This window comes from Affinundibacterium nitidum (genome assembly GCF_014284155.1).
GTDB classification, from domain to species: Bacteria; Pseudomonadota; Gammaproteobacteria; order Burkholderiales; family Burkholderiaceae_D; genus Undibacterium; species Undibacterium nitidum.
Genome location: NZ_JACOFZ010000001.1, coordinates 1266271 through 1284495, shown reverse-complemented (window position 1 = coordinate 1284495; position 18225 = coordinate 1266271). Strand labels below are relative to the sequence as shown.

The window sequence follows — 18225 nt, the reverse complement described above, 5'->3', positions numbered from 1 at the left end:
ATTCGTATTAGTGCAGCACGCTAGCTTTGAACAGATCGAGTGGTGCCTTACCTGCTGCGACCGAAGCGTGATGGGTAGCAATGCGCCATCCTTTGGGTGTTTTGATGTACACATTGGTGGCAATAATATGCACGTCTTGTGCAGGTTCAGTGCCGCTGTGGAAGGTTTCAATCACACTGTGCACAGCTGTCAGCATGTTGTGGATGGCATGCAGCTGCGTCGTGTGAATATGTACGCTACCATTCTCAAAGATGGTTTCCCACGAGGCGCGAATTTCAGCGTGACCAATCAGGCGAGCAGAGTTGGGGTGAACGCAGACAATTTCTTCATCGTCTGCCCAGAGTGCCATTAAACCCTCGATATCACCGCGGGAGATCGCATCATAAAATGCAACCTCGAGTTCGTCGGCACTTCCGTTAAACTGTTTTTTTGCAGGCATAGAATTCCGACGAAATGAAGAGATGCAATCTTAGTGACCCTTGATGACAGTCCCTGGCGCAAGGGTGTAAGTAGTGCCGCAGTAAGAGCAAGTTGCGCTGCCGCCGTGTGACAAATCCAGAAATACTTTGGGATGTGAAGACCACAAAGGCATCGCTGGGTTAGGGCAGTGTGCTGGTAAGTCTTTAGCTTGCAGTTCGACAGGAGCGGCGCTTGGCTTCGCTGACATGGTGTTCTCCTTCATGGGAAAAATGAGTGGGTAGTGTGTCGAGTCAATCTAAACCAACGACCTGCTATAAGTTTGCTCGAACACAAAGATGATCGCAATTTTAGCGGATTCTGCTGTGCTTGAGGAGAAGGCGTGCACAAGGTGGCTCTTAAAGCAGCTGAGTGTGGACGCAGTCAGGGCTCAAGAAACACAAGCAATCGTCGTCAAACACGGGCAAGTGCAGTGAAAGCCGTTACAATAGCGCTTTCATGCTTTAGTGCTTTCTTGTCCGCTTCCTTACGAAATCCCGCCCATGTTATTCAATTGGAAATCTCCAGCTTTCATCGAAGGTGCTCGTATGAGCGCTCCGTCGCAGTTTGGTATGGGGGCTTGGGGCTTAGTAGTGGGTGTTGCTATGATTAAGGCAGGTTTGACTCTGCCGCAAGCCTTGGGGATGACACTTTTGGTGTTTGCGGGCTCTGCGCAATTAGCGGCCTTACCTTTGATGGCTGCACATGCGCCAGTCTGGGTCATTTTTGTGACAGCTCTGATCGTCAACCTGCGTTTCTTGATTATGTCGGCCTTGATTGCGCCGCGATTTGCCCACCTACATTGGTTTAAGCGTACCGTTTTGGGCTTTTTTACTGGCGATATTACGGTGGCATTGTTTATGAACCGTTTCCCACACATGTGGAATTCAGCAGCAGAGGAGGGAGAGCAGCGTGATTTTCTCAAAGGTTTAGTCGTGCCAAATTGGTTCGTGTGGCAAATCACCTCGATTATTGGCATTTTGCTAGGGAGCCAAGTACCAACGCATTGGGGCTTAGGCTTCGCAGGCACCTTGGCTATCTTATGTGTGATGTTACCTTTGGTTCAAAATCGTCCTGCAGTGGGTGGGGTCGTTCTCGCGAGTGTGGTGGCGGTGCTGGCGCATGCCTTACCGTATAAACTCGGTCTATTGTTGGCGGTTATTGTGGGTATGGGTTTCGCCATGTGGCTCGAAGAACATTTTGATACAGGAGCTGAAGCGGCAAATGCAGATCAGGCAGGCCAAGGAGATCAGACATGAGTGATCTCGAAGTGTGGTTGGTGATTATTTTTCTGACAATCGCTACGGTGATTGATCGTAGCGCTTTTTGGGTAGTTGGGCACCATATCAATTTGCCAAAACGAGTACAAGAGGCCTTGCGCTATGCACCGGCATGCGCCTTGGCGGCGATTATTGTGCCCGATTTATTTGTGAATGGTGAGCAAATTGATATCTCAATTACCAATCCAAAGATGATTGCTGGTATTCTCGCGACCCTGTTTTTCCTATGGCGCCGTAATATGTTAATGACCATCGTTTTGGGAATGAGTGTGTTTACTGCAGCCAGACTTTGGATTTCTTAGTTTTTACCCAAACAATCCCATCTCAAACCGCCGATTTCACATAAAAATCCGTGAAATCGCCCCGCTGTTTGGTAAAATACGCGATTACGGGAAATTTGCTGGAGTTGCTTAAAAGGCATGAAAGGCGAAATTTTCGGCGTCCACAGCAAGCACTGTGCGCAAGCTTCACGATGTAGCAAATTAAGCAAATCCTCCATACTTTTACGGTCCTGAACATGCAATTTAATCGCCTGAGCGATCTCATCGCTGCTAATCAACTTCAAGGTCAACGTGTATTCATTCGTGCCGACCTCAACGTGCCGCAAGATGACGCTGGCAATATCACCGAAGACACACGCATTCGCGCTTCCGTTCCAGCCATTCAACAAGCATTGAAAGCTGGCGCTGCCGTGATGGTGACATCGCACTTAGGTCGCCCAACAGAAGGTGAATTCAAAGCGGAAGATTCTTTGGCGCCAGTTGCAAAACGTTTGTCTGAACTTTTAGGCGTGAATGTCGAATTAAAACAAAACTGGGTGGACGGCGTTGAAGTCGCTGCTGGTCAAGTGGTATTACTCGAAAACTGCCGAGTCAACAAAGGTGAAAAGAAAAATGACGACGCTCTGGCGCAGAAGATGGCGAATCTGTGCGACGTCTATGTCAATGACGCATTCGGTACAGCACACCGCGCAGAAGCGACCACACACGGTATCGCGAAATATGCAAAGGTCGTTTGCGCGGGCCCATTGTTGTCTGCAGAGCTTGACGCCCTGGGGAAAGCGCTTGGTCATCCAGCTCGACCATTGGTTGCTATCGTCGCTGGCTCAAAAGTGTCGAGCAAACTGACGATTTTGAAGTCTTTAGCAGAGAAAGTAGACCAATTAATCGTTGGCGGTGGTATCGCCAATACTTTTATGTTGGCTGCTGGTTTGAAAATTGGTAAGTCCTTAGCAGAAGCTGACTTGGTGAGCGAAGCTAAAGCGATTATGGACATGATGTCTGCACGTGGCGCCGTAGTGCCAATTCCAACTGACGTCGTGTGCGCCAAGGAATTTTCTCCAACTGCTGTGGCAACGGTCAAAGCAGTCGCTGATGTGCAAGATGACGACATGATTCTCGATATCGGCCCAGAAACAGCAGCTGCCCTCGCAGCGCAAATTCGTTTGGCAGGCACGATTGTTTGGAATGGTCCCGTTGGCGTGTTTGAATTTGATCAGTTCGGTAATGGCACTAAAGTATTGGCGGAAGCAATTGCTGATTCCAAAGGCTTCTCGATTGCTGGTGGTGGCGACACGCTAGCCGCGATTGCGAAATACAACATCACTGAAAAAATTGGTTATATCTCTACAGGTGGCGGCGCTTTCCTCGAATTCTTGGAAGGCAAGACTTTGCCTGCAGTTGAAATTTTGTTGCAGAGAGCAGCGAAGTAAGTTTCGTATTTTTGATTGTACGAATATAGATTTTTTGATTTGAGCACGACCTTGTAAAAATTATCCATCAGGAGATTCAATGTTACGCGGAACCAAAATTGTAGCGACAGTAGGCCCAGCTTCAAACGATTTAGATACTTTAGTTCGTATGTTGAAAGCCGGTGTGAACGTAGTTCGTTTGAACTTCTCACACGGTAAAGCGCAAGACCATATTGATCGTGCAAATTTGGTGCGTAAAGCAGCAGAAGTTTGCGGTTTTGAAGTGGCGATCATGGCCGATATGCAAGGTCCGAAGATCCGTATCGGTAAGTTCGAAAACAGTAAGATTCAAATCGAAAACGGCGATAAATTTATCCTTGATGCGGATTGCGCTTTAGGAAATCAAGAGCGCGTGGGTCTCGACTATAAAGCACTGCCACGCGATGTAAGAAGCGGTGACGTTTTGCTGTTGAATGATGGTTTGATCGTGTTGATCGTTGACAAAGTAATCGGTAATGAAATTCATACGACCGTCAAAATCGGTGGTGAACTGTCCAATAACAAGGGTATCAATCGTCAAGGTGGTGGTTTAACCGCGCCAGCCTTGACTGCAAAAGATATGGAAGACATCAAAACTGCGATGTCTTTCCAAGCAGATTACTTGGCAATTTCCTTCCCGAAAAGTGCGACGGATATGGAAATGGCGCGTCAACTTGCGAATATCGCGGGTGAGCCATTTGGTCACAAGCCCATGTTGATCGCGAAGATTGAGCGTGCCGAAGCGATCCCAGTTTTGCAAGAAATTCTCGATGCTTCTGATGGCATTATGGTGGCGCGTGGTGACTTGGCAGTTGAAGTCGGTAATGCAGCAGTGCCTGCATTGCAAAAACGCATGATCAAAATGGCGCGTGATTCCAATAAATTGGCAATCACAGCGACACAAATGATGGAATCGATGATCGTCAATGCGGTGCCAACCCGTGCTGAGGTGTCAGACGTCGCTAATGCGGTTTTGGATGGCACAGATGCCGTCATGTTGTCGGCTGAAACAGCGTCGGGCAAATACCCGATCGAAACAGTCGAGACTATGGCAGCGATTTGTATTGAAGCCGAGAAGTTCCAAGAATGTAAATTAGATGCCGATTTCTTGAACTTGCAATTTACCCGTATCGATCAGTCTATCGCTTACGGCGCATTGTTCACAGCGCACCATTTACGCGTACAAGCGATTGCAGCCTTGACTGAATCGGGTTCTACGGCCTTGTGGATGAGCCGTCAAAGTATTGATGTACCGCTGTTTGCTTTAACACCAAGTGTGGCGACACAACGCAAAGCAGCCTTGTATCGCAATGTGCAAACCTTCAAACTGCCGTACTCGGCTGACCGTGATTTTGTCTTGAAAGAGGCAGAGAATTTGTTGGTCGCGAAGGGCGCTGTTAAGAAGGGCGATTTGATCGTTGCGACTTGGGGTGAGCAGATGGGTAAGGTTGGTGGGACCAATGCAATGCGCATCGTGAAAGTCGGCGAATAGTGAGATCTCAATAAATCCAATTGTAGGGCGTATCGCGTTGTTGCAAATACTCGCAATACCGACGTATTGCTCCGTTTTGCGCCTAGCGCTGCATCCCTAAAATTGAATTTCTAGAGATCTCAGAAGGTAAATTGATTGTCGATGAAAGTTCGAAGTCAGCAAAGTCGAAAAAGGCCACAAGCTTGTTGATGTGCTGAGTAAGCGTAGCGAGCGGGCAAAGTTTGAATTAAGAAGCGCAACCGTACTTGAGTACGGTGAGCATCGCAGATTCAAAATCTGCCCGCGCAGTAGCTTAATCAGAGCATCAAAAAAAGATTTTTTTATATGGAGTAAAAACTATGTCTCTCGTATCTATGCGTCAATTGCTGGACCATGCTGCTGAAAATGGCTACGGTATTCCAGCGTTTAATGTGAACAATTTGGAGCAAGTCACGGCAATTATGGAAGCGGCCAATGAAGTCGGTGCGCCGGTCATTATGCAAGCGTCTGCAGGTGCTCGTAAATATGCTGGCGAAGCGTTCTTGCGTCATTTGATTTCTGCTGCGGTGGAAGCTTACCCACACATTCCAGTAGTGATGCACCAAGATCATGGTCAGTCTCCAGCAGTTTGTATGGCAGCGATCAAGTCTGGTTTTACATCGGTGATGATGGACGGCTCCTTGATGGAAGACGGCAAGTCTGTTGCTAGCTACGAATACAATGTTGCAGTTTCTAAAGAAGTGGTGAAGTTTTCCCATTCTATTGGTGTGACAGTAGAAGCAGAGTTGGGCGTGCTAGGCTCTTTGGAAACCATGATGGGCGACAAAGAAGACGGTCATGGCGCAGACGGCAAGATGACACGTGAACAATTGTTGACCGACGTTGCGCAAGCAGCTGACTTCGTGAAACAAACACAATGTGACGCTTTGGCGATTGCAATTGGTACTTCGCACGGCGCGTACAAATTCTCCCGTAAGCCAACCGGTGACATCTTGGCGATCGATCGCATCAAAGAAATCCATGCACGTATTCCAAACACTCACTTGGTGATGCACGGTTCTTCTTCCGTGCCACAAGAATTGTTGGCAGAGATTCGTGAATTCGGTGGCGACATGAAAGAAACGTATGGCGTTCCAGTAGAAGAGATCGTCATCGGTATTCAAAACGGCGTGCGTAAAATCAACATCGACACCGACATTCGTTTGGCGATGACAGCAGCGATCCGTCGTTACATGTTTGAAAACCCAAGCAAGTTTGATCCACGTGATTACTTGAAACCAGCTCGCGAAGCAGCGAAGTTGGTTTGTAAAGCGCGTTTCTTGTCCTTCGGTTGCGAAGGCCAAGCAGCGAAGATCAAGCCAATCACCTTGGAAAAGGTTGCTGAGCAATACAAATCTGGCGCATTGGCACAGGTTGTTAACTAATTGATCGATTGATCGATTGATCGTGAAATAAGTAAGTCGGGTGCTTGAAGCAATCTTCAAATGCCCATGAGGGAGTTTCAACGGGTTTTGTCGGCGGCATTCATGATGCCAAACACAAGATTCGATGAATCTCCCTTCAGTATTTTTTTTGAGACCACATTATGACTACGCAAATTAACTCTACTTTACATTCGCTACCACTGTTAGGTCGTGGCAAAGTCCGTGATAACTACGCTGTTGGCGAAGATAAGTTGTTGATCGTTACCAGTGATCGTTTGTCGGCATTCGATGTCATCATGAATGAGCCTATCCCAGAAAAAGGCCGCGTGTTGAATCAAATGGCGAACTTCTGGTTCGAAAAATTGGGTCATGTGGTCCCGAATCATTTGACAGGCATCGCTCCTGAATCTGTGGTTGCTGCAGATGAAGTTGAGCAAGTGCGTGGCCGTGCCGTCGTCGCAAAACGCTTGAAACCCATTATGGTGGAAGCGGTTGTACGTGGCTACATCATTGGCTCTGGCTGGAAAGATTATCAAGATACAGGGGCGATTTGCGGCATTCAATTGCCAGCAGGTTTGCCACAAGCAGCGAAATTAGAAACGCCGATTTTCACACCAGCAGCGAAGGCTGAAATGGGTGAGCACGATGAGAACATCAGCTTCGCCGAAATGGAAAAACGTATTGGTGTTGAGTTGGCAGCTAAGATGCGCGACATCAGTATTCAGCTCTACACAGAAGCAGCGAATTACGCGGCAACGCGCGGTATTATCATCGCCGACACTAAGTTTGAATTCGGCCTCGATGACAATGGTGTTTTGCATTTGATGGATGAAGTCTTAACGGCAGATTCTTCTCGTTTCTGGCCAGCAGATTCCTACGCAACAGGCATCTCTCCGCCATCATTCGATAAACAGTTTGTGCGTGACTATTTAGAAACCATCACAAGCTGGAACAAAACAGCACCAGCGCCAACTTTGCCAGACGAAGTGGTACAGAAAACGGCAGCGAAATATCGCGAAGCCTTGGAACGCCTGACAGGCGAAAGCTTAAAAGCATAATTGAAGGCGGCAGCGAATATGAGCACGACAAATAATGTAGCAGCCACTGCACCTATCATTGGTGTGGTAATGGGTTCTTCTTCTGATTGGGATGTGATGCAGCATGCTGTCAGTATGTTGAAAGAATTCGGCATTCCATTTGAAGCGCAAGTGGTGTCAGCACACCGCATGCCTGACGAAATGTTTCGGTACGCAGAGACAGCGCGTAGCCGAGGCATTCGCGGCATTATTGCCGGTGCTGGTGGTGCAGCGCATTTGCCAGGGATGATTGCAGCGAAGACTATCGTGCCTGTATTCGGTGTTCCAGTTCCTTCTAAATATTTACGTGGTGAAGACTCTTTGTTATCGATTGTGCAGATGCCTAAAGGTGTTCCTGTGAATACTTTCGCTATCGGTGAAGCTGGTGCTGGCAATGCAGCTTTGGCAGCGATCGCGATGTTGGCGACCACTGACGATGCGATGGCAGAAAAGCTCGAAGCCTTCCGCGCTAAACAAACGCAAGCCGCTCGTGATATGCATCTGCCTTTGTAAGGTGTAGCGCCGTTTAAGCTTATTTTGTTTGAAGAGCCAATCGAAGGTGGTTTCGCTTTTGCTTGGCTCGATATTTTTAGGCGTCATCCCTGCGTGTGCAGGAATCGAGTGACATTGCCTTTTATGCTGTCGTTGTGAGGAGCGATTTCTCTTCGCAACATTGGTTTCAAAATATTCAGTACCCGTATGGAAAAATCGACGATGTCCACTTCTTCAAACAACAATTCTCCTCAATTCCCTAATTCCAAAGCCAGTATGTTGGGCATGGTCGGCGGCGGTCAATTGGGACGCATGTTCGTGCACGAAGCGCAGGCACTCGGTTTTAAAGTCACGGTATTAGAACCAGAAGCTGGTAGTCCTGCGGCTCATGCAGCCGACGTCCATATTCAAGCGACCTACGATGATGCCGCTGGTTTGCAGCAATTGGCGGACAGCTGTGCTTCATTCACGACCGAATTTGAAAATGTGCCAGCGGCGAGTTTGGCGAAGTTAGCGGAAACGGGTTTTGTGGCACCGAGCGCTGCATGCGTCTCAATTGCTCAAGATCGTATCGAAGAAAAAGCCTTCTTTACTCGTTGCGCACCACAGACAGGCATCTTACCGGCACCACACGCGATCTTGCGCACAGCGACCGATTTAGAAAATGTTAGTGCGGATTTATTCCCTGGTATTTTGAAGACGGCACGCATGGGCTATGACGGCAAAGGTCAAGTACGCGTTAAATCCTTGGATGAATTGCGCACCGCCTTCGCAAATTTAAAAGGTGTGGTCTGCGTCTTAGAAAAGATGCTGCCACTGGCTTACGAAATTTCTGTATTGGTTGCACGTGGCGCAGACGGGCAAGCAGTGGTTTATCCCATTGCTGAAAATGTTCATCGTGACGGTATTTTATTTACGACGACTGTGCCAAGTCCTCATGTATCTGCCGATGCCGCACTGAAAACACAGAATGCCGCCTTAAAATTGATTGCTGATATCAATTATGTCGGTGTCTTGTGCATCGAATTTTTTGTTTTGCAAGATGGTAGTGTGGTGGTCAATGAAATGGCACCACGCCCACATAACAGTGGTCACTACACGATAGATGCTTGCGTCACCAGTCAGTTCGCTCAGCAAGTTCGTGCCATGGCGCGTTTGCCTTTAGGTGATGTACGTCAGCATTCACCTTGCGTGATGTTGAATATTTTGGGCGATGTTTGGTTTGAAAATGATTCAAATATCGAGCGTCAGCCAGAATGGCATAAAGTGTTGGCGCTGCCATCCGCGCATTTGCATCTCTACGGCAAAGCGGAAGCGCGTCGTGCCCGTAAAATGGGTCATATCACGTTTATCGCGCCAACTTTAGAGCAAGCGCAAGACGAGATGCAACAAGCATGCGCGATCTTAGGCATTGCGCTCTGATTTTCTTGAGACTCTGCCGTGAATTTTAGCCTGCAAATTTCTGAACAAATTCAAGTCGCCGCCATCGCCTTGGAGCACGGTGCTTTGGTCGGCTTTCCTACGGAAACTGTGTACGGACTCGGTGCTGATGCCGAGAATATAGAAGCCGTCGCCAATATCTATCGTGCCAAAGGTCGTCCATCAAATCACCCCGTCATTGTGCACATCGCTCCTGAGGCTGATATTCACTATTGGGTGAAAGACCTCCCTGCAGCAGCACAACACCTGATCGATGCTTTTTGGCCAGGCCCTCTGACCTTGATTTTGAAGAGGGCAGAGCATATCCCCGATGCCGTTTCAGGCGGTCAAGATTCAATCGGCGTGCGTTGTCCTTCACACCCGGTCGCTCAACAATTACTTCGTGCTTTTAAAGGCGGCAAAGGCGGCGTGGCAGCACCATCAGCGAACAAGTTTGGCCATGTTAGCCCGACCAAAGCTGAGCACGTGTTAGAGGAGTTTCCTGAGGAAGTTGCCAGCGGCATGATTGCCTCAGTGCTCGATGGTGGCCAAAGTGATGTTGGTATCGAATCGACGATTGTTGATATGAGCCGCCTCGACACCCATGGTCCAGTCTTGCTCAGGCCGGGCCACATCACAGCAATGCAGTTGCAACAAGTCTTAGGTGTCGCAGTGAACGCACCAGACCAAGCAGCACCGCGTGCATCTGGCACTTTAGAAGCACACTATGCACCGCGTACTCCAGTGGCATTAGTCGCCGTCGATCAACTCGAGGCGACCGTGCAACAATTACTCGCGGCGAAAAAACGTGTCGCCGTGATGGCCTACGAAGCGCATCGCGAAACAGCTGGACTCCAAGCGTGGCGCCAGTTAAATAATGACCCTGTCGCCTACGCTCATGACCTGTATGCCGATTTGCGAGAGCTCGATCACGTTGATGCCAACATCATCTTAGTGGAAGCCTTACCGACGACACGTGAATGGCAAGGTGTCGCGGACCGTTTGCGTCGAGCGGCCTTTGATTCGCAAGGGGTGTTGCAGGCGATGTTGGGTATATAAATCCCGATCGTTCCCATCGGCGCAATTGTTGCCTGGCTTTGTCTTCCAAAATCCTTAGAAGTTCATACTTAAGCGTAGGCTTGCATTGAGAAGCCCGCGTGACTCTCGGCGCGAATAATAGAGCTTGTTTTGACTAAAAAGTGTGGTCTGAGTGATGGTCGGCTGCATCATGAAATTAGAAATTTGAAAGTGAATGGTCTTGCCTTGATCAATGTCCCAGTTTGCGGCGACCGATGTGCTGCGGGTGACTTGTTCTATATTGATTCGATCGGCGGCAATTCTTAGTGGCCCACCAGAAATAACGCCGTAGTTCGCTCGCAAGTTCCAAGCATCGTTTGGCTGGTATTCAAGCCCAACATTGGCATTGAATTTGGCTTGCTCTGCGAAACGATTATTGGGACCCGGGACGTCATTAACATGAGACCAATTGCGTGAAAGGTTCGCTGTTACACTTATCTTTGGCGCCCCTTTGAACCAAATGGAAAGTGGGAAACTTGAGTCTGCCACAAGGCCATGCGCAAGACCGTTGCCACTATTAATGGTTTGTTGTTGCCATTGCTTGTTTTCGATAAACAGCCGATCGCGCATTAAATTCTTTACAGTTTTTAGGTAATGGCTCAGCGAGTAGTTAATCTCGTTTTCGCTAAAATGTTCGAAGGCAATATCGAGTCCCCAAGCGATTTCCGGTCTTAGCTTGGGGTTCCCGACCATTACGGGTGTATAGATGTCCTGTCCAAAATTGCTAAACGACTCCGCCATGAATTGTTGTTGATCAGGATTCCTAAAGGTTCTTGTGAGTGCAAAACGGACTTGGTCTTCTGCCTGCTTATGCGGCTTCCATCGTGTTTGAACAATTGGACTAAGGACGGAGCTTATTTGGCTTGAGCTGGCGCTAAAAGGGGCGCTGATTTCAGAGCGAAAACCTTCCCAACGAACACCGAGGTAGTTCGACCATTGGTCTGATGCATCCCGTTCTTTTTCTGCAAAAAAGGCAGCTTGAGCAGATCGCAAATGTTGTGACGCTACGTTTTTTGAGCCTTCGATGTTTTCTGATTGATACTCTTTATTTTCGATATGCCAGCCAATTTTTTGAGTGTCCGTTTCAGATTTTTGAAAGAGTATTTTGCCTTTCCATGAAAGGATATTACTCTTCCTATGCATATTGCTTTGAAATTCGCGAAATTGAGTCGGTGTTGAACTAGACGCACCATTGTTGGAGCTCAAGTCACCGCGAAGCACGTATAAAGTGGTTTGTAGCTTAGCCTGATCGATCAATGGCTTATCCCACGACAGCTTTAGCCAAATATTTTGTGGCGTCCAATAAGTGAAATTGGTTTCACGCTCAGTCGTGGTTGATGGTGATTTTGTATCAAATGTTGTTGCTAGAGAGTCTTGCCTAATGATGATCCTAGCGGCATAGGCGTTAACTGAAATTCGCTCATGATCTCCTAGGGACCAAGTGAGGTCTTGCGTTAGTGCAAAAGCGGAATTGGTAGTCTTACTTTTTTGATGGCGATTTCTGATTTCGGTTAGAAGGAGATCAGTGTCGGTGTTCTCAAAGTAATCCTGTTCTGTCGTCAAATAGCGAGGTTGATTGATGAAAAATGTGGTGTCGAGGGAGAAATTGTCAAATTTGTCCGCGTAGTTTAGTTGCAACTTTCTTGATACTGGAGATTGGTCTTGGTATCTCAGTGCCATTTCTAATTTTCTGGTGCGTGTTTTCACCAAGCGTTGCAAAACAATATTGATCGTCCCTCCAATTGCCTGCGTACTAAACTCTGCAACGGCAGAACGAATAATTTCGATGCGCTCAATTTGACTTGCCGAAATATCGCTGATGGAAAAACCCCGAGGCGGATCTTGCCCATCAACTAAGTATTGTGTATAGCCTCTGAGACCATTGATATTGCCATTTATAATTCCAGCTTGTCGATTCAGAATTTCAGCAACGCTCGAGTCACCATGCCTTTCAATCTCCTCTCTCGTAATCACAAACTTGGTTACTGTGTCTTCACGTCGAGCATCATACTTCTTGCCATCGTTCTTGATTTCGACGACTTGCGTCGAAGCTTTCGTTTCGATGGTTGTGGTTGAGTTGGTATTTTCTTGTGCTCTGGCGTCTGAAGAGAAAGTGATGACGTTGAAGGCGACAAAGCAGAAGGGGAGAGTACGAGATGGCATGCGTCGACGCTGACTTTGATCTTTGATTTGAGTAAGGTCGAAAGTATAACTTGTTATTGCAATGATATGAAATCTGCGGTGCTACCTATAGCAATTCCGAAAGTACCTTGGCAATTTGGGTGTGTTGATCAAGCACAAGAAACGCCCCAGGAAAATCATAGTGCCTGCAAAACTCATTTCGAATAACAATACAGCGTAGACCCGCTGCGAGTGCCGATCGCAAACCACGTGGTGAGTCTTCAATGACGATGCATTCATCAGTACCTAGCCCAAGCCGCGAGAGCCCTATTAAGTATGGATCTGGTGCAGGTTTGCTGTGAAGGTAGTCGCCCTCGGTGACAATAAATTCGAAGTGATGCAGTAAATTGGAATCACGGTGAATTTGTTCGAAGTGATCGCGACGCGAACTGGTGACCACACCCATGCGGGTCCGTTGGGCAGCATGGTGAAGTACTTCGGCGATGCCATCAATTACATGTGAATGTGTTTCAGCTAATAGCGCTGCGTAACGCCGATTACGTTGATCACGTAGAGCGGCAATTTGCGCATCATCCATGCCACGCGTTTGCAGTAAATGCCAAGCACCGAGGTTCTCTAGTAGGAACCAATCGAAAAAATGTTGGTGAGTGAGTTCTATGTCATGCTTAGCGAATAGCTCGCGATTTGCTTGATAAAACAGTCCTTCAGTATCAACCAAAACACCGTCGTTATCCCACAAGATAGCTTTGAGCTTAGACATACATGGGTAGCGCTAATTACTTGTAGATCAGTTTCATCGCCAAGATGAATGCTGACAGCGCTAATGAGATCAAGTTAGCGATAATGATAGGCATAGCTCCCAACATCAATCCGTAAATTAACCAGCAGATGACGCCGCTGACCATGATGCAATACATGCCAAGTGAAACGCCTTCGGCACGTTTACGTTTCCAAGTGAGCCAAGCTTGTGGAATGAAGGCGCTAGTCGTCAAAAAAGCGGCGACGAAGCCGATGATATCGAGATGAGACATGGACGAGAGTAATTAAGGCAAAAAGCTGCCATTGTGAAAAATCAGCGGGGCTGCGTTGCCGTGGGCGCATTGTTCAACTTCACCGACGAAAATTACATGATCACCCTCGGGATATTGGCTACGGTTAAAACATTCAAACCACGCAGAAGCGCCTTTGAGAATCGGTAAGCCTGTGCGAGAGAGCGTAAATTCGACACCTTCAAAGCGGTTTTCGCTGCGGCTAGCAAATTGTTCCGCCAAGACTTGCTGTTCTGCGGTGAGAACATTGATCACGTAGTGGCTGTTCGCACTGAATACGGGAAGGCTCTGGGCCCGCTTACCTAAGCTCCAGAGTACTAAAGGCGGGTCAAGCGACACCGAATTAAATGAGCTCGCAGTAAGGCCGAGAAAGCTGCCATCGGCGAGGCGAGTTGTTACCACGGTAACGCCTGTGGCAAATTGTCCAAGCGCAGTGCGGAAATGGCGACTATCGAAATCAGGCGGTAGGGCAGAGGTGGCGGGCTTTTGCATCAGTGATCCAAAGGTAATTTTTAACATTATCCCAGATTTTTGCTTTTATCATGAAAGAGCGCATGGTCTGTGGGGACACTGGGCTCGTATTCGGTGAAAATTAGTTGAGGATGAGACAGATCCTAACATTGGTATCGCATTTGGGGCGTCCTGAGGAATAAGCGGCTGTCATGTGTTAAACTCTCGCCTCGTTTGTCGTGGAAGCTGTTTCGTAAGCAATTGATTTTTAAGAATATTTCATCGACCTTTGCGTGAGGCATACATGTTTGGCAAAAAACTATCAAAACAGCTTTTGTTGGTATGGACTTTGGTACTTGCATTTGCAGTGACGAATGTTCAGGCAATGCAGATGGATCGCCCTTTTCCAGAAGGAATTAAGCGAGGCAAGATGAGTACAACGGCCTTGGCCGAAATCGTGATCGACGGCAAGTTAAAACTCTTGTCGGTGGCACTCAGAATCTACAACGAGGACAATCTGATCGTCACATCAGGGACTTTGGATGTGCGAAATATTGTGGTTTATTACCTCGAAAACGATTTTGGTGAGGTACAGAGAATTTGGATCTTGACCGCCGAGGAAGCTAAACGCCCTTTCCCGCCAAGGTCAAATTAAGAAAGGCCAGACGAAATGTTTTGGCTAATTTTGTAATAAGTAAGAAGTGAATCGAATGTCTACCGTTATTTCAAATCAAGAAAATTCAAGTATTCCTAACAAGGTCGACGCTGTGGAAGCGAGCGGTACTGTCGCTGCACAGAAAAAGGTCTTCATCAAAACCTTTGGTTGCCAGATGAATGAGTACGACTCCGACAAAATGCAGGATGTGCTCGCAGCAACCGATGGCATGATCAAAACCGACAAGCCGGAAGATGCCGACGTGATTTTGTTGAACACCTGCAGCGTACGTGAAAAAGCGTCGGAAAAAGTGTTTTCTGATTTGGGACGTTTGCGCGAATTAAAGCGTGATAAACCAGATTTAGTGATTGGCGTCGGTGGTTGCGTGGCATCGCAAGAAGGTGAAGCGATCATTCGTCGTGCGCCTTATGTAGACGTGGTATTTGGTCCGCAAACTTTGCATCGTTTGCCACAGTTGATTAAAGATCGACGTACATCTGGTCGTTCGCAAGTCGATATTAGTTTCCCTGAGATTGAAAAGTTCGATCATTTGCCGCCAGCGAAAGTGGAGGGCGCCACAGCCTTTGTTTCGATCATGGAAGGCTGCTCTAAGTATTGCAGTTACTGTGTGGTACCTTACACACGCGGTGAAGAAGTTTCTCGTCCATTTAACGATGTGTTGGTCGAAGTGGCTGGCTTGGCAGAGCAGGGCATTAAAGAAATTAGTTTGCTCGGTCAGAACGTAAATGCCTATCGTGGCGTGATGGATGATGGTGAGATCGCTGACTTCGCTTTGCTGCTGGAATACATCGCCGAGTTTCCACAAATTGAACGCATTCGCTTCGTGACGAGTCATCCTAAAGAGTTTAATCAACGTTTGATCGACGCCTACGCCAAGATTCCTAAACTAGTGAATCATGTATACCTGCCTGCACAGCACGGCTCTGACCGCGTTTTGGCAGCAATGAAACGTGGCTACACTTCTTTGGAATATAAATCGGTAATTCGCAAGTTACGCGCGGTGCGCCCGAACATGCATATTTCTTCTGATTTTATCGTCGGCTTCCCAGGTGAAACGGATGAAGACTTCGATGCCCTGATGAAGTTGATCAACGACGTTGAATTCGACAACAGCTTTAGTTTTATTTTTAGTGCTCGTCCAGGCACCCCTGCCGCGAATCTTGAAGATACAACGCCAGCGCCATTGAAACTGAAGCGTCTGCAATTTTTGCAGTCAGTGATCGATGCGAATACGAAAAAATACAGCAATGCGATGATAGGTACGGTGCAGCGTATTTTGGTTGAAGGTCCATCGGTGAAAGACCCGAATGAATTGCAAGGTCGCACAGAGAATAATCGCGTGGTGAATTTTCCAGGTGGTAAAGAGTTGATCGGAACCTTGGTCAACACACGTATTACCGAATCGTATAACTATTCTCTGCGTGGAGAATTGGTCGACTAATTCTGACGAAGCTGTGTGCTTCTCATCGAAAGAAAAGCTATTTTGAAAACGAAAACGCCTGTTCCTGTTTTATATTTCGTTCCGCAGCCCCTAGACAATCTGCGCTTGGCGCATTTGTGCGGGCCGCTCGATGAAAACCTACGTCAGATTTCGGCGGCGCTTGATTTGAGTATTTTTCGACGCGGTGAAAAATTTATCGTCAGTGGTCACAATGCTGAGAAAGGCTTGGAGCTGCTAGAGAAGTTCTACGCGCAAGCGAAGAAGATTATCAGCATCGATGAAGTGCAGTTGGCCTTAGTGGAACAACGTGCTAATAGTAGTAAGAAAAAAGCACAAGAAGAGGGGCTCGAAGAGCTAAGCTCTACGACAAAGTCCGCGAAGTCATCGGCTCCATCAAAAACAGCAAAACCAGCGACAAAAACAAGTCGTGTGAAGAAACCACCAGTCGACCTAGATGAAGAAGTTGCGCCTGCCGAACAAGCTGACGGTGAGATAGAAAGCCCAATACTCAAAACCCGTCGCAGTGATTTGCGTGGTCGTACGCCACATCAAAACACTTATCTCAAAGCCATACTGGAACACGACATCACTTTCGGTGTGGGCCCCGCAGGTACCGGCAAGACATATCTCGCCGTGGCATGTGCTGTCGACGCTTTAGAGCGTGATGCTGTCAAACGTATTGTATTGACCCGCCCCGCGGTGGAAGCTGGTGAGCGCCTTGGCTTTTTGCCCGGTGATTTAGCGCAAAAGGTCGATCCCTATTTACGTCCTCTATACGACGCTTTGTATGATTTGCTCGGCTTTGATCGCACCCAAAAAATGTTTGAGAAACAGGTGATTGAGATCGCACCTTTGGCGTATATGCGCGGCCGTACCTTGAATCATTCCTTCATTATTTTGGATGAAGCGCAGAACACGACGCCAGAACAAATGAAGATGTTCTTAACACGTATCGGTTTTGGCAGTAAAGCCGTGGTGACCGGCGACGTGACGCAGATCGATTTGCAACGGCATCAGCGTAGCGGTTTGGTAGATGCCTGTCAGGTCTTGCGCCATGTGCGCGGTATCGCATTTAATCAGTTCACCAGTGTAGACGTGGTGCGCCATCCCCTGGTTGGCCGTATCGTCGATGCGTATGAAGAAGCGACGCAACATCAAGATCAACAAGATGCGGAAATTGTTAGCTTAAAGCATGCAACCGCGATGAGTAAAAGCAAAAGAAGGTAAGAACGGTCATGGCAGCAGCTCCTAAACATAAACTCAATCTCTCCGTGCAATATGCGGATGAGCGTCTCAAAGAAGTGCTGACGCGTCCTTTGCTGCGCAAAACGATACAGGCCGCCTTATTCTTTCCCGCTGATTTGACTTTGCGTATTGTCGATGCCGAAGAGGGACAAATTCTCAATCGTGATTATCGTGGTAAAGACTATGCCACCAATGTGTTGACCTTCGCTTACACTGAAGACAGCGATGCTGAAGTGACACAAGCGGATATTATTCTGTGCACCGATGTGCTGGAGAAAGAAGCGAAAGAGCAAAAGAAAACTGTACTCGAACATGCACAGCACTTGGTGGTCCATGGCGTTTTGCATGCGCAAGGCTATGATCATGAAGACGATGAAGAAGCTGAAGAAATGGAAGCTTTGGAGATCGAAATTCTAGAAGGCTTAGGATTAAAAAATCCTTATCTTTGATTCTGCTGCGAATCTTTAAAAAAAGATCCCTCGTTCGACGGTTGTCGACGAGGGATTTTTTATTCCGTGTCGTCTACTTGCTCTGGTGAGTGTGCTGGCGTCAGATCAAAAGCCAAGATGTCGCCAGGTTGGCATTGCAAGACTTCGCAAATCTTTTCCAAGGTATCAAAGCGTATCGCTTTCGCCCGCCCAGACTTGAGCACCGAAAGGTTTTGTGGCGTGATGTCGACTAGCTCGGCCAGCGTGTTGAGACGCATTTTGCGTTGAGCGAGAACGACGTCGAGGTTGACGATGATGGGCATAGTTAATTACCGATAAGTTGGTTTGCTGCGGTCTGAGTCTATAACCC

The 18225-nt window shown here is 47.7% G+C and carries 20 protein-coding genes; 13 read left to right on the top strand and 7 right to left on the bottom strand.

Going from position 1 to position 18225, the window contains the following annotated elements; translation table 11 throughout:
- Nucleotides 1-7: 7 nt before the first annotated feature.
- Together H8K36_RS05535 and H8K36_RS05530 are read right to left on the bottom strand one after the other, a co-directional pair.
- Nucleotides 8-439 (bottom strand): YybH family protein, encoded by a 432-nt coding sequence (locus H8K36_RS05535; RefSeq protein WP_186914695.1) that lies wholly within the window; start codon nucleotides 437-439, stop codon nucleotides 8-10.
- Between the two features lie 30 nt (nucleotides 440-469).
- Entirely contained in the window at nucleotides 470-667 is a 198-nt protein-coding gene (locus tag H8K36_RS05530; protein WP_186914696.1) for a zinc-finger domain-containing protein, read from the bottom strand.
- Nucleotides 668-1004: 337 nt separating this feature from the next.
- On the opposite strand from H8K36_RS05530, the gene H8K36_RS05525 reads away from it, so the two are divergent.
- The 9 genes from H8K36_RS05525 to H8K36_RS05485 all read left to right on the top strand — a co-directional run bounded on the left by H8K36_RS05525 (nucleotide 1005) and on the right by H8K36_RS05485 (nucleotide 10406).
- On the top strand, nucleotides 1005-1715 hold the full coding sequence (locus H8K36_RS05525) for an AzlC family ABC transporter permease (RefSeq protein WP_230404294.1): 711 nt from the start codon (nucleotides 1005-1007) through the stop codon (nucleotides 1713-1715).
- The gene (locus H8K36_RS05520) at nucleotides 1712-2038 is read left to right on the top strand and encodes an AzlD domain-containing protein (RefSeq protein WP_186914698.1); all 327 of its coding nucleotides are present in this window, start codon (nucleotides 1712-1714) and stop codon (nucleotides 2036-2038) included. The genes H8K36_RS05525 and H8K36_RS05520 overlap by 4 nt, the downstream gene beginning before the upstream one ends.
- Nucleotides 2039-2253: 215 nt before the next feature.
- Nucleotides 2254-3447, top strand: a complete 1194-nt coding sequence (locus H8K36_RS05515) for a phosphoglycerate kinase (protein ID WP_186914699.1) — start codon at nucleotides 2254-2256, stop codon at nucleotides 3445-3447.
- 79 nt (nucleotides 3448-3526) lie between these two features.
- The gene (gene pyk, locus H8K36_RS05510) at nucleotides 3527-4957 is read left to right on the top strand and encodes a pyruvate kinase (RefSeq protein ID WP_186914700.1); all 1431 of its coding nucleotides are present in this window, start codon (nucleotides 3527-3529) and stop codon (nucleotides 4955-4957) included.
- 338 nt (nucleotides 4958-5295) lie between these two features.
- The gene (gene fba / locus H8K36_RS05505) at nucleotides 5296-6360 is read left to right on the top strand and encodes a class II fructose-bisphosphate aldolase (protein WP_186914701.1); all 1065 of its coding nucleotides are present in this window, start codon (nucleotides 5296-5298) and stop codon (nucleotides 6358-6360) included.
- A 161-nt stretch (nucleotides 6361-6521) separates the two neighbouring features.
- Nucleotides 6522-7418, top strand: a complete 897-nt coding sequence (locus tag H8K36_RS05500; RefSeq protein WP_186914702.1) for a phosphoribosylaminoimidazolesuccinocarboxamide synthase — start codon at nucleotides 6522-6524, stop codon at nucleotides 7416-7418.
- Between the two features lie 18 nt (nucleotides 7419-7436).
- A complete protein-coding gene (purE, locus tag H8K36_RS05495) occupies nucleotides 7437-7949 on the top strand; it encodes a 5-(carboxyamino)imidazole ribonucleotide mutase (RefSeq protein WP_186914703.1) in 513 nt (170 codons plus the stop codon).
- A 201-nt stretch (nucleotides 7950-8150) separates the two neighbouring features.
- Nucleotides 8151-9350 carry a 5-(carboxyamino)imidazole ribonucleotide synthase gene (locus H8K36_RS05490; RefSeq protein ID WP_186914704.1) on the top strand — a complete coding sequence of 400 codons (1200 nt, stop codon included), beginning with the start codon at nucleotides 8151-8153 and terminating at the stop codon, nucleotides 9348-9350.
- Nucleotides 9351-9368: 18 nt separating this feature from the next.
- Nucleotides 9369-10406, top strand: coding sequence for an L-threonylcarbamoyladenylate synthase (locus H8K36_RS05485; RefSeq protein ID WP_186914705.1), 1038 nt, complete (start codon nucleotides 9369-9371; stop codon nucleotides 10404-10406).
- Nucleotides 10407-10460: 54 nt separating this feature from the next.
- Here the strand turns inward: H8K36_RS05485 and H8K36_RS05480 are convergent, their stop codons facing one another.
- From H8K36_RS05480 to H8K36_RS05465, 4 genes are all read right to left on the bottom strand, one after another.
- Nucleotides 10461-12587: a TonB-dependent receptor plug domain-containing protein gene (locus H8K36_RS05480; RefSeq protein WP_186914706.1), complete on the bottom strand. Its 2127-nt coding sequence runs from the start codon at nucleotides 12585-12587 to the stop codon at nucleotides 10461-10463.
- An 85-nt stretch (nucleotides 12588-12672) separates the two neighbouring features.
- Nucleotides 12673-13326, bottom strand: coding sequence for an HAD family hydrolase (locus H8K36_RS05475; RefSeq protein WP_186914707.1), 654 nt, complete (start codon nucleotides 13324-13326; stop codon nucleotides 12673-12675).
- A gap of 16 nt (nucleotides 13327-13342) precedes the next feature.
- Complete coding sequence (locus tag H8K36_RS05470) at nucleotides 13343-13597, bottom strand: SemiSWEET family sugar transporter (protein WP_186914708.1); 255 nt, start codon at nucleotides 13595-13597, stop codon at nucleotides 13343-13345.
- Nucleotides 13598-13609: 12 nt separating this feature from the next.
- Nucleotides 13610-14107, bottom strand: coding sequence for a flavin reductase family protein (locus H8K36_RS05465; RefSeq protein WP_186914709.1), 498 nt, complete (start codon nucleotides 14105-14107; stop codon nucleotides 13610-13612).
- Between the two features lie 262 nt (nucleotides 14108-14369).
- Between H8K36_RS05465 and H8K36_RS05460 the strand changes: the two genes are divergently transcribed.
- From H8K36_RS05460 to ybeY, 4 genes are read left to right on the top strand one after another with little or no spacing between them, the layout of a single operon-like run.
- On the top strand, nucleotides 14370-14720 hold the full coding sequence (locus H8K36_RS05460) for a hypothetical protein (protein ID WP_186914710.1): 351 nt from the start codon (nucleotides 14370-14372) through the stop codon (nucleotides 14718-14720).
- 55 nt (nucleotides 14721-14775) lie between these two features.
- Nucleotides 14776-16182 carry a tRNA (N6-isopentenyl adenosine(37)-C2)-methylthiotransferase MiaB gene (gene miaB / locus H8K36_RS05455; RefSeq protein WP_186914711.1) on the top strand — a complete coding sequence of 469 codons (1407 nt, stop codon included), beginning with the start codon at nucleotides 14776-14778 and terminating at the stop codon, nucleotides 16180-16182.
- Between the two features lie 42 nt (nucleotides 16183-16224).
- On the top strand, nucleotides 16225-17409 hold the full coding sequence (locus H8K36_RS05450) for a PhoH family protein (protein WP_186914712.1): 1185 nt from the start codon (nucleotides 16225-16227) through the stop codon (nucleotides 17407-17409).
- A gap of 8 nt (nucleotides 17410-17417) precedes the next feature.
- Nucleotides 17418-17876, top strand: coding sequence for an rRNA maturation RNase YbeY (ybeY, locus tag H8K36_RS05445; protein WP_186914713.1), 459 nt, complete (start codon nucleotides 17418-17420; stop codon nucleotides 17874-17876).
- Nucleotides 17877-17935: 59 nt separating this feature from the next.
- Here ybeY and H8K36_RS05440 read toward each other — a convergent pair whose 3' ends face one another.
- On the bottom strand, nucleotides 17936-18178 hold the full coding sequence (locus H8K36_RS05440) for a helix-turn-helix domain-containing protein (protein ID WP_186914714.1): 243 nt from the start codon (nucleotides 18176-18178) through the stop codon (nucleotides 17936-17938).
- Between the last annotated feature and the right edge of the window lie 47 nt (nucleotides 18179-18225).